Origin of the sequence: Paenibacillus sp. V4I9 (assembly GCF_030817295.1) — a bacterium.
Lineage (GTDB): Bacteria > Bacillota > Bacilli > Paenibacillales > NBRC-103111 > Paenibacillus_E.
Map to the genome: position 1 here is coordinate 588,907 of NZ_JAUSZE010000001.1, position 12,236 is coordinate 601,142.

Sequence of the window (12,236 nt, forward strand, 5' to 3'; positions counted from 1 at the left end):
CTAATGAGAACCCCTGATTACACTGTAATTCACTTTCTAATGGAAAAGTGAGTTCATGTGTAGTTGCGGGTTCTTTATCTTTTTTAGGGGGATTCATGTTGGAGCACAAAATGGAAATTACCTTACTAGGAACAGCCTGTGCGGTTGGCGGGATGGAAAGAGATAACACCTATTTCCTCATCCAAAACAGTGAAGATTGAACGATGGTAGACGTTGGCGGAAGTCCCTTGAGCAAGCTTGCTAAATTGGGAATCAGCGTCCATCAAGTGAAGGAAGTCATTTTCACACATTTTCATATCGATCATGTGTATGGCTTGCCATCCCTTCTATGGGGAATGTGGCTGGCCGGCCGAACGAAGCCTCTGATCATTTATTGTTCCTCTGAGAATGAGGTCCAACTAAAGAAATGGCTAGAGGTGATTGATATTCATCAATGGCCCGTGTTATTTGAAGTTCAGATCCATACGTATGCGTGGAGAACGGAATCACTGTTGATCAAAGAAGAGGAGTTAGAGATAACGACCTTTCCAAGTCTGCATCTAGGTCCGACTGTTGGGTTGAAAGTCCTGTATAAGGATAAGGTGCTGGTTTATTCGGCAGATACTGAGCCCAATAGTTGGATCAAAGAACAAAAGCAGATTGACATATTGATTCACGAAGCGACAACAGCCGAACGTCCACTGGTTAATCATTCGAGTTTACAGGAAATAATCGATTACTATCCATTGGAACGTATTGATCAGGTGGTTGCCGTTCATTTAACCGATAATGAGCCTTATGTTCGCGTCCTCGAGAGTCAAGTATCAGCTATTAAGGATAAAATAAGCATTGGCTTTGATTTCATGAAAATTAATCTATGATGATGTGTAAGGGAAAGAGACGAGTAGAATCCCAAACCTATCAGATTGACTTTAGCCGGAAGGTGGAGTCTGTCTTAGGGTTTGGGATTTTTTTCGAATTGAACCATATGGGAGTTGGAACAGATGAGAGATTTTGCTGGATATATATTTGATTTGGATGGCACTATTTATCTGGGGGGGCGCTTGATTGATGGCGCAGCTGAGGTGATCGAATTCCTACAATCGAGGCATAAAAAAATCTTATTTTTAACGAATAAAACGATTGAATCCAGAGACAAATATGTCGTAAAACTGAATGGTTTGGGCATAAAAGTCGGGATTGACCAAATCTTGAGTCCAACGCTTGTTACCATTCGGTTTTTAAAAGAAAAATACAAGGACTGTAAAATATACGTGATCGGGGAACCGTTGATCAAAGAAGAATTCAAGCAAGCGGGGTTTACATTCGCAGCATCGCCTGAAGAAACGGATGTCGTCATCACCTCATGGGATCGTGAGTTTCATTATTCTCATCTGGATTTTGCCTATCAAGCGATTAAGCAAGGAGCTATGGTGCTTGCCACAAATCCGGATAGAACTTGTCCAATGGAAGGAGGGGATGTTCCGGATTGCGGGGGGATGATCGGAGCTATTGAAGGTGCAACAGGCAAGAAAATTGAACTCATTACCGGTAAACCGTCCGTTTATATGGCCAAAGCGGCATTGGAAAGCTTGCAGCTGAATGCAGATCAATGTCTTATGACAGGCGATCGGATTGAAACCGATATTTTGATGGGTAAACTAGCGGGTTTGCACACGGCATTGGTTTTGACGGGAATTACGCAAAAGGAGGATATTCAAAAGGCCGACTATCAACCGGATTATATTCTCAATTCCGTATATGACCTCTTGTTAGGGAAGACCATCGAAGAGACTGCAAGTACATTTGAATGAAAAATGGTTGAAATGAGACGACGAGATCATGGGTGAAAAAGAGGAGGAGAGCTATGAATCGTAAGTTCAAACAAACTGTCGCTCGTACGGTTGCTCTGTCACTATTCGCCGCTTCGGCCGCTACTGGGATCGGTATCCCGGCTGTGTCGGCATCGGCGGCATCGGTACCAGCTGTACTTATAACGGAGCTGGTTCCGGATACGGTCAACGTAAATTCGAATGACGGTTACGAATATGTCGAGCTTTACAACGCTTCTGATGATCTGATTGACTTGACGGGGTACAGGCTTCAAGGAAAAATTGACGGTGTCTTTAAATGGGAAGGAACACTAGGTGGTAATGTGCGTATTCCCCCTCGTGAAACGGTGCTGATCTGGACGCAAAACAGCACGATCAGTGAAAACACACCACAATTGACGCGTGACCAGTTCAGAAGCAATTATGGTATCGCTGAGTCCGACCTGCCGAATGACCGTATACATGTTCTGCAAAACGTTTCTGGCTTGTACAACGGAAGCTCTTCACAGAAAAATATCGGCATTTCCCTAGTCGACCTGCGCGGTTCGGAAATTGCTGTCGCCACATATTTCGTGAATGCCGTTGATGATACGTTCGAAAACAAAGGCATATCGTTTAAGCAACCTTCCTCCGGCATCGCTATGGTACATAACGGCGGAAATAAGACAGCGACGCCGGGACGTATCGCCTCCGATGAAGTGCCGGGAGTCGCGCCGGGCGACGTGATTGCAGCCGGGGGAGACGGCGGCTTGACGCTGTCGTGGACGCCGAGCAGCGATCCGAATGTGATCGGCTACCGGATTTATCCCCGGAACGGACTTTCGACGGCGTCGGTCACGGATGTGACATACACATATACCGGGCTGACGAATGGATCCGATTATTCATTTACGTTATCGTCCGTCTATGCAGATGGGGGCGTATCCCCAGCTTCGCTCCCGGTACGCGGGAAGGCGGGCATTCCGGTTATTCCTGCTGTTACGACTGGTTTACAAGCGCTTCCTCGCGATAAGGCGATTCGTCTGAGCTGGGACGCTTCTACCGAGGGGGATGTTGCTGGATATCGTGTTTATGAAAACGGCGTGCAGCTGCCGGATTTGGTGACAGGCTCCTCCTATGTGGCGACAAGTTTAACGAATGGACAAAGCGTTACCTTCGCTGTCTATACCGTCAATCAGTCAGGGTTAAAGTCCGCACAGCCCGCCGTGGTTGCACAAAAACCGCAGGCGGCTCCCTCCTTTGTAATTACGGAGATGGCGCCAAATACGAAAAACATCGACTACAAAACCGGCGGGACAGATGCATTCGAGTTTATTGAGCTGTACAACTCTACCTCTACGCCCATTAACGTCAAAGGATTTACTTTAAAATACATGGCAGGCGCAACCGTTTATGATTATCCCATCACGGAGAACAAAATGATTGCACCGCAAGGGACGTTCATTATTTGGTTCAAAAACACCAACGTACAGCAGGTTGGACTGCCTGAGTTCAATCTCGCTTATGGCAGCTCGATTACGGAGGATCAGATGTTCGTAGTCGTAAACGGCGGCATGTCGAATTCGGCTTCACGGCGTGTACAGTTTTTCGATCCTGACCATATTTTGCTAACTGACACGACCTACAATGTAGAAGATATCGGTGAAAGCATCAGTGCCAATTTTATTCCGGATCGCGCCAATGGGGTTGTTTCGACCGGCAGAATACCCATGCAGACAAATCCGGGCTTCCTGTATCCGGTGCAGAAGGTAGCCGATCCGGCGGATACGCTGCCGCCAGCTGCCCCTACTGGCATACAGGTCACGGCTGGTGTCGGCGGAGTGAGGGTGACCTGGAGCGATATGCTCGAGCCGGATGTTGCCTATGTGAACGTATATGTGAATGGCGTGGCGCGAAATAAGCTGCTCATACCGGAGAATGAGGCGATTATTGAGGGACTGGAAAACGGGACGGCCGTTACCTTGCAGGTGAGCACGATCGATACGGCCGGCAGAGAATCTGTTCTGACGGCTCCGATCGTTGCAACGCCGACGGCTGATGCTATGCCGGGCGTAATGATAACGGAAGTTGTTCCCGACACATGGAACACAGAGCCGCTCGAATCGCGCGATGTCTACGATGCGTATGAGTTCATCGAACTGTACAATCCGCGTTCGGTGCCGTTCGACCTGAACGGTAAAACAGTGCGGTTCACTCAGCCGGATGACGCTGCGAAAAGCTGGTCGTGGACATTCGAAAAGCAGACCCTCATCGGGCCGAAAAAAACCATTCAATTCTGGGTACGTCCGAATGGGCTTAACTATTTGAAGCCGGACGGATTTAACTTTTCCTATTACGGCTTCCAAGTAGCAAAGTATGTTGTGGATTCGGCTTTCGTATATGGCGACGGCGCAGGCGGATTATCCAACAGCGGCGGTATCATCGATATCGTCGAACCGAACGGTACTGTACTCGTTTCGGCAGCATATTCAGCCGGTCAGTTTCTCGAGAAAAAAGGGATTGCCTATGCCTATCCGATGTTCGGCGGCACTGTCATGCGGACCCTCGGCGTGCAGCAAACCGGGTCGCCTGGGGTAGTTAACTCTACGCAAATTCCTCGCGAGTCGACGCATGACCAAACTGCACCTGCCGCACCTGCAGGGTTTCAAGCGGAGCCAGGCCGAGGTGAAGTGTTTGTCAGCTGGCAGCCAAATGCGGAATCCGACTTGGCTGGGTATCGGCTGTACATGGGCGGACAGTTTGAGGTGACACTGCCGGCATCGGTTACGTCGTACAAGATACCGGCACTTCCGGGTCAAGTTGCGGTGACGTTCGAGTTGAGCGCGATAGATAACTCCGGCAACGAATCCGCGCGCGTATCGGCTGCGGTTATGCCGACCTACCCACTGATGACTCAGGTAGAACGCGAGCCGAGTCCTGCGAATGCACTTACTGAATCTCGGTACAGGGCGGCATGGGATGTCGGGGAGAAAGGTCCGATCATCCCGGGTCTTGTACAAGGTCACGTTCCTCAGGGTATGTCATATTTTGCGGATAACCAGCATGAATGGATACTGATGGCAGCGTATCACTACACGGGGGACCCGAGCACTCTGGCAATCGTCGATGCAAAGACAGGTACTTTGGAGAAATATGTTAACCTGAAAAATCCTGACGGTTCCATATACACCGGGCACGCGGGTGGTGTTGCGGTAAGCCGGGATAATATATGGCTATCATCCGGCAAGAGAATGTACCGAATGCCGATTCAGACGCTAATTGATACGCCGGATCAGGGCTTTGCGCAATTTGCGGATTCGTTCGGTGTTGTGACGAATGCCTCATTCGCAGCGTACGAGGACGGGATACTGTGGGTTGGAGAATACAGCAACCCGCCTTCCTATACGACAAGTCCATCGCACCAGATGCAAAACCGCAACGGGGAGTCGCATTTGTCGTGGATTGTTGGCTATGAGCTTGATATAAACGACAGACTTCCATCCGATACACCAAGCTTCCGGGAAGAGAGCATGGACAAATTTGTGCCTAAATATGTGATAAGTATCGGAGATAAAATCCAAGGTGTGGCGTTTAACAAGGGAGAAGTGCTGCTCACTTACAACCATGGGCGGCCATACAACTCGATTGTACGCTATGCGATGCCGAACGTCTCTGACTTGTCTACGAAAAATGCGGAAACGTCCATCGGAGGCGTTACCGTTCCGGTTTGGTTGTTGGATAACGTGAATAAAACCGGTTCGATCAACGTTCCAACCGGTGCCGAGAATATGTTCATCCGCAATGAGGACGGTGCTGATCACCTGTATATGAATTTCGAATCGGGTGCGAACCATATGCGGTTCATGTCGTCCTATTCGATGGATCGATTGCTTAAGCTGAATCTGGATCAGCTGCGTGCATACGACAACCGGACATTAGCAGGTGTTCCTCAGGAATTGAAGATCGGAGCTCAAGCGCAGGCGACCGTACTTGCAGACCGTGGTAAAAGCAATGCTGAGGACGTAACGGGTAGCTATATCTGGACGAGCAGCGAGCCGTCAATTGTCGAGGTCACAGCGGAAGGCCGCATTCGCGGCATAAAACCGGGCACAGGAACGATTACTGGTACGGCCGGAGGGAGTGTGCTGAAGGCCACCGTACGGGTAACCTCTCCGGATTCGATTCGCGCAGACTTTCCTTCTAACGGACGTATGACGGAAGGCACGTCGTTCCAGCTTGCGATTAAAGCTGTTTATGCGGACGGGTACGAGAGTGACGTAACGTCACTGGCTGCTTATGCGGTCAAAGGAAGTTCTGAGGCTCTCGAGGTGAACAGCAAGGGATTAGTCCGGGCCGTTAAACCAGGTACCAACGTGATATCGATCGCATTCGACGGAAAAACGATTGAGATGAAAATAATTGTTAGTCCAGAAGAGGCCGGGGGTAACAATAGGGATACCAAAAAGTATTAGGATATTCGGCCGTATGAGAAGAATAAACAAAAATACGACTTAATTCCAAACGGTAGAGACGAAGGAGAACCTCTTTGGAAAAGATGCGGTTTATTTACGCATTTTTTCTTAGGGGTTTTATATTTTACTTGGAGGCGAACCATACATGAAACCTGCATTTTCAGCAGCTAACAGACCGATTATCTTAGAAACGATGGCGCAAAGCGAGCTTGATTTATTGGTTATCGGAGGCGGAGTCACAGGAGCTGGCATTGCGCTCGATGCAAGTGCGCGCGGCATGAGTGTCGGCTTGTTGGAGAAGAACGATTTCGGTTCCGGCACAAGCAGCCGTTCTACGAAGCTTATTCACGGCGGATTGCGGTATTTGAAGCAAGGAGACGTCAAGCTTGTGCAGGAGGTTGGACGGGAAAGGGCAATTTTGTACAAAAATGCACCGCATCTTGTCATTCCCGCACCGATGCTTCTCCCTGTATACAAAGGCGGGACGTACGGTTACCTTGCCTCGTCAATTGGGTTATACATCTATGATTGGCTGGCAGGAGTGGCCCGTAAGGAGCGGAGAAAAATGTTTGACCGTCAACAAACAGCCCAGCTAGAGCCGCTGCTGAAACAGGATGGCCTGAAGGGTGGCGGGCTATATTTCGAGTACCGTACGGACGACGCCCGACTGACGATTGACATTATGAAGACTGCTTACGCGCAAGGCGCCAGCATCGTGAACTATGCCGAAGTAACGGGGTTTATTTACCGTGACGGTAAAGCGGTGGGTGTTCGCGTACACGATCGTATTAACGGGACGTACACGCAAATTAACGCCAAACATATTGTCAATGCAACCGGACCGTGGGTCGATAAGGTGCGGGATATCGACGGTTCCTTGAAAGGGAAACGCTTGTTCTTGACTAAGGGTGTCCATCTTGTTGTCGATTACGAGCGGTTTCCAGTAAAGCAGGCTGCGTACTTCGATACGCCGGATGGCCGCATGGTGTTCGTCATTCCGCGTGGAAAGGTGACATATCTCGGCACAACGGATACTGTCTATTCGCAATCCATCGAGAGCCCGAGAACGACGAAAGAGGATCGCGACTATATTATCCGCGCGGTGAATTTTATGTTCCCCAGCGTCGGGCTTACAACGGACGATATCTGTTCCCATTGGGCGGGGCTTAGACCGCTTATTTACGAAGAAGGCAAAGGCCCTTCCCAGCTGTCGAGAAAGGATGAGATCTTCGTTTCCGACAGCAAGCTCATTACCATAGCCGGCGGCAAGCTGACGGGTTTCCGCAAAATGTCCGAGAAAGTCGTCGACCTTGTCGCCCGTGAGCTGCATAACTCCACTGGACGAAGCTACTCAGCTTGCAGTACGGATAGGATTACGGTGAGCGGTGGAGAAGTTCACCTGAGTGGTGCAAGCTATGCGGAATGGAAGAAAGAAATGGTGAGATTGGGAGCCGCACAAGGCGTAAATCAAACGGTCATGCAGGATTGGATTGATACGTTCGGTTCGAATGCCCTTCGTATTATGGACCGTCTGCCGGCTTTGAGACAGGCAAACATTCCACTAGAAATGCATTGGCTGCATGCAGAGCTGATGTACTGCATGGAAGAAGAAATGACCGTCAACGTGTCCGATTTCTTAAGACTGCATACCGGTTGGACGTATTTCCAACTGACCAAGGCGGAGAAATATGCTGACGCTGTATTTCAAATACTTTGCAATCACCTGTCTTACGACGGGGCTCAGAAAGAAAAACAGCTCAACATGATGGAAGCGCTATTCGCTTCTATTTACGATCTCCCAGTAAATGATCATGCAATCTAAAGAACGGGGTGATAGGAGTTGAGCAGTGTATGGCAAATTACAGATCTAGAGCTTACCATACGAATTCTGCTAGCTGTCGGGTTAGGGGGACTCGTAGGCTTGGAGCGGGAATGGAGCAACCATGCGGCTGGTCTGCGCACGCACATTCTCGTCTGTATCGGATCAGCGGCAATTATGCTGCTGTCGATATATGGCTTCTCCGAGTTTGTTAACGAGCCGCAAGTTCGGATAGACCCGGCACGACTGGCGGCGCAGGTCATTAGCGGCATCGGGTTTCTGGGAGCCGGTACCATCATGCGAACCGGTTTGACTGTGTCCGGGTTGACGACCGCCGCTTCCGTCTGGGTGGTGGCGGCAATCGGTCTATGCGTCGGTGCGGGCTTCTTGTATTGCGCGGTGCTTGCAACGGTTATGGTATTGCTTAGTTTGATTGTGCTTAACAAATGGGAAAAGTATTTAATGCGCAATCGGAGAACGATGGAGGTGGTGATAAAAATCGTCGATAAGCCTGGCGTGCTGGGCAACATTGCTACCAAATTCGGCGAGAACGGCATTCACATCGTGAACGTCCAGATGAAGCCGGACGGCATGACCGAAGTGGACGGTGTATTGGAGGCGGCCATGGAGCTGCGTTTCAGCTTGAAGACAAGCCAAAGGGAAACACTGATTAGGGCGATGGATACGATCTCGACAACTGGACATATTCTGTCTACGGAGTCGAAGGTCTTCAGCATGGTGTCAGGTACCCGGGAGTCAAGCAGACACGCGATAGGGTAAATCGCTCAAATTGATGAATACCTTGTCTTCAATGTTAATAAATGGAAAAATATAGCGCTGTATTGACTATTACGCAATAATGTGAAATACTAGAAACGGTTAAGAAAACGCTTTAATTCGTTCATATCGATTGGGTCGGAGATCATTGAGACAGCCCAAGAGACGAACGGACCGTGTGGTATTTGCGCGGCTCCTTAGTTTCTTGTGTCTTGGTGCTCTCCTTTTTTCATCCGCAGAAGTCATACAATTAATGGAAGGGGTTTTTACAATGAAATTAACAAAATGGTTTCCTTTGCTTGCGGCATCATCTCTTATGTTGACAACAGCAGTTGGCTGCTCGAACGGTGGGGAGCAGACAACTGCGAAAGTGCCGTCGGCGGTGGAAGACAACTCGCCGATCACGATTCAATATTGGCATTCCCATGCTGAAGTGCAAATGCCTGCAGTCAATTACATGATTACCGAGTTCCAGAAAAAGTATCCGAACATCACAGTGGAACCGGTGTTCCAGGGTGCATACGTCGATTTGCATAAGAAGCTGCAGGCGGCTGTTGCGGCCAAAGAAGTTCCTGCCGTCACCAATGTGGAAGTTTCAGTGTTACCTAACTTTGCTGACAGTGGTGTGTTTGCAGATTTAAGCGGTTACATATCTCGCGATAAAGTAGATATGAACGATTTTTCTAAAGGGATGTTGCAAGCGTATTCTTACAACAATAAGCAATACGGCTTCCCGTTAATCGTCAGTACAAGCGTTATGATTTATAACAAAACGCTGCTCGATAAGCTGAATGTTAAACCGCCCCAAACATGGGCTGAAATCGAAGATTTCAATAAAAAGGTTACGGTTAAGGAAAGCGGAAAAACGACTCGTTACGCATTCTCCGTACCAGGCTGGGATACATGGTACATGGATCCGTGGGTATCTAACGGAGGTGGCGCGATACTGAGTCCAGATCATAAGAAAACGCTGCTTGACCAGCCGGACAGTCTGAAGTGGGTTCAAAACTTCCATAAATGGCTGCAGGACGGCTCGATGCATATGGGCTACGGCAAAGGTGCTTCGGATACCATGCGCCAAATGTTCTTAGAGGAAAAAGTGGCGATGGTTGAGCATACTTCGGCTGTCTTGAAAACCTACCTGGGAAATGCGAAATTTGAAGTAGGCGTTTCATTTCTGCCTGGCGACAAAGAACGCAAATCGCACATCGGCGGAGCAGGCATTGTTATGATGGACGGAGCTCCCGCTAAACAGAAGGAAGCTGCCTGGAAGTTCATCAAGTTCATGACTGAAGCCGAGAACAATATCAAATGGGCGGAAGGTACAGGCTATTTGCCAACACATAAGTCCGTTCTCACGACGGAAGAAGGCAAGAAGTACTTTGAGAAGCTTCCGCAGTACAAAGCGGTGTTCGATAATTTCGACAATGTTGTAGGCCGTCCGCAGCACCCGACTTATCCGGAATTCAGTAAGAAATACATGGAAGTGATCGGTAAAATGATTCTCGAAAATGGGGATCCAGTGCCGCTCATGAAAGACGCTGTGAAAGAAATCGATGCGATTTTGAAAGAAGGCTAGAAGGAAAGGGGAGTCGCCATGAAAGCGACGGAAAGTCAGTTGGTTCATCTACAGCAAACGCCCAAACGGTCTAAATCCCGTTGGTTAGAATACTTGAAAGACTTTTCGTTTGCGGTGCCGGCATTGGTCGTATTGACACTGTTTATTTATTATCCGCTGCTTAATTCGTTATACCTCAGCTTTACGAACTGGAATATGACGAAGCCGGTGAAAAAGTTCATCGGCTTCGACAACTACGTCTATTTGCTGACTAGCGACACGTTCTATAAAGTGCTCAAAGTGACTTTTACGTACACCATATTTGACGTTTTGCTTACACTCGGACTCGGGCTGTTACTGGCTCTTTTGTTTAACTCGGTTTCGAAGTTTTTCGGCTTTATGCGGGCGATCATCTTCATGCCGCATTACATCTCGATGGTTATCGTGTCGATGATCTTCCTGTGGATCTTCAACGGTCGATATGGATTGGTGAACGAATTGCTGAATAGGGTGGGGTTGGAGCCGATACAATGGCTGACCAATACGAAGACCGCGCTTTGGGTGCTTGTCCTTATTGGGGTTTGGAAAGGCGTCGGCTTTACGATGATTATATTCATCGCCGGACTTAGAAGCATCCCGATCGAATATTATGAGGCTTCCGGCATCGACGGGGCGAGCAAATGGACGCAGTTTTGGAAAATTACATTGCCGCTGCTGTCTCCGACAACACTGTTTCTGGTCGTTACACACTTTATTTCTTCGATGCAAGTGTTCCAATCGGTCGATGTCATCACGAATGGTGGTCCTCTCGATTCAACGAAAGCAATGGTGTACTGGATTTATGAAATGGCGTTTACCGAGTTTCGAACAGGCCGAGCGTCAGCTCTTGTTATCATGTTCTTCCTCATTATCGTCTTGCTGACCATGGTACAAATGTATGTATCCAAAAAGAAAGTCCATTACGAAGGGTAGGTGCCAGTGACATATGAAGAATCCGCTGTTTACCAGTACCCGGGTCATTGTCGCAATCTGTATTACACTAATTATGTTTTTTCCTATTTATTGGATGCTGATCACTGCTTTGAAAACATCGGGTGAGCTGCGCATGGCTGTACCGACCTTTTGGCCGGACAAGTTGATGTGGGAAAACTTCGCTAACGCTTTCAAGGCGATCCCGTTTTATCGTTTTACCGTGAACACGGTCATCCAAACAGTCGGCATCGTATTTCTGCAAATTAACATTGGCGTAATGGCTGCATACGCTTTCGCGAAAGGTACGTTTCCGGGCAGAGATTACTTGTTCGTCCTTGTACTGGCAGCGCTGATTGTACCTGAACAGGTCGTGTTCGTACCGATTTACGTTATGTTGTCGAAAATAGGCTGGATTAATACGTACTACGCGTTGATCATTCCACATGCGGCTTCAGCATACGGCATTTTTCTGTTGCGCCAAATGTTCCGATCGATTAATAACGATGTGATTGAGGCAGCCAAAGTGGATGGAGCGAGTCGTTTTCAGGTGCTTTATCGCATTCTGACCCCGATGGCGATGCCGACGGTAGCTACCTTGACTGTCATCAGCTTTATACACAGCTGGAATGCATACTTCTGGCCGCTCGTTATGACCAACTCGAATAAAATGCGCGTACTGACTGTCGGTATTGCTATGATGCGCGATTCAATCGCCGGAGACGAGGCGCTTAACTTCCATCTGCTGATGGCTGCCAGTATCTTGGTCATTTTACCTATCGTTATCATGTTTGTGTTCGCGCAGAAATATATTGTAGCCGCCATGGCGAACTCGACATTTAAGTAAGAGA

At 48.6% G+C, this 12,236-nt stretch carries 8 protein-coding genes; all 8 read left to right on the forward strand.

Annotation, left to right across the window (positions count from 1 at the left end; translation table 11 throughout):
- Nucleotides 1-203: 203 nt before the first annotated feature.
- The 8 genes from QFZ81_RS02840 to QFZ81_RS02875 all read left to right on the forward strand — a co-directional run bounded on the left by QFZ81_RS02840 (nt 204) and on the right by QFZ81_RS02875 (nt 12,232).
- Nucleotides 204-860: an MBL fold metallo-hydrolase gene (locus QFZ81_RS02840; RefSeq protein WP_307448395.1), complete on the forward strand. Its 657-nt coding sequence runs from the start codon at nt 204-206 to the stop codon at nt 858-860.
- A 123-nt stretch (nt 861-983) separates the two neighbouring features.
- Nucleotides 984-1,793 (forward strand): HAD-IIA family hydrolase, encoded by an 810-nt coding sequence (locus QFZ81_RS02845; RefSeq protein ID WP_307448393.1) that lies wholly within the window; start codon nt 984-986, stop codon nt 1,791-1,793.
- 53 nt (nt 1,794-1,846) lie between these two features.
- Nucleotides 1,847-6,262, forward strand: a complete 4,416-nt coding sequence (locus QFZ81_RS02850; RefSeq protein WP_307601348.1) for a lamin tail domain-containing protein — start codon at nt 1,847-1,849, stop codon at nt 6,260-6,262.
- A 145-nt stretch (nt 6,263-6,407) separates the two neighbouring features.
- Nucleotides 6,408-8,084, forward strand: a complete 1,677-nt coding sequence (locus QFZ81_RS02855; RefSeq protein WP_307448387.1) for a glycerol-3-phosphate dehydrogenase/oxidase — start codon at nt 6,408-6,410, stop codon at nt 8,082-8,084.
- Between the two features lie 18 nt (nt 8,085-8,102).
- Entirely contained in the window at nt 8,103-8,861 is a 759-nt protein-coding gene (locus QFZ81_RS02860; RefSeq protein WP_307448384.1) for an MgtC/SapB family protein, read from the forward strand.
- A 268-nt stretch (nt 8,862-9,129) separates the two neighbouring features.
- Nucleotides 9,130-10,437, forward strand: coding sequence for an ABC transporter substrate-binding protein (locus tag QFZ81_RS02865; RefSeq protein ID WP_307601350.1), 1,308 nt, complete (start codon nt 9,130-9,132; stop codon nt 10,435-10,437).
- Between the two features lie 18 nt (nt 10,438-10,455).
- A complete protein-coding gene (locus tag QFZ81_RS02870; protein ID WP_307448379.1) occupies nt 10,456-11,388 on the forward strand; it encodes a carbohydrate ABC transporter permease in 933 nt (310 codons plus the stop codon).
- Between the two features lie 13 nt (nt 11,389-11,401).
- Complete coding sequence (locus QFZ81_RS02875; protein ID WP_307448375.1) at nt 11,402-12,232, forward strand: carbohydrate ABC transporter permease; 831 nt, start codon at nt 11,402-11,404, stop codon at nt 12,230-12,232.
- The last annotated feature ends 4 nt before the right edge of the window (nt 12,233-12,236 follow it).

Bases quoted from the DNA above. Each gene is read 5' to 3' on its own strand.
- QFZ81_RS02840 (WP_307448395.1), top strand. From the start codon at position 204: ATGGTAGACGTTGGCGGAAGTCCCTTGAGCAAGCTTGCTAAATTGGGA.
- QFZ81_RS02845 (WP_307448393.1), top strand. From the start codon at position 984: ATGAGAGATTTTGCTGGATATATATTTGATTTGGATGGCACTATTTAT.
- QFZ81_RS02850 (WP_307601348.1), top strand. From the start codon at position 1,847: ATGAATCGTAAGTTCAAACAAACTGTCGCTCGTACGGTTGCTCTGTCA.
- QFZ81_RS02855 (WP_307448387.1), top strand. From the start codon at position 6,408: ATGAAACCTGCATTTTCAGCAGCTAACAGACCGATTATCTTAGAAACG.
- QFZ81_RS02865 (WP_307601350.1), top strand. From the start codon at position 9,130: ATGAAATTAACAAAATGGTTTCCTTTGCTTGCGGCATCATCTCTTATG.
- QFZ81_RS02870 (WP_307448379.1), top strand. From the start codon at position 10,456: ATGAAAGCGACGGAAAGTCAGTTGGTTCATCTACAGCAAACGCCCAAA.
- QFZ81_RS02875 (WP_307448375.1), top strand. From the start codon at position 11,402: ATGAAGAATCCGCTGTTTACCAGTACCCGGGTCATTGTCGCAATCTGT.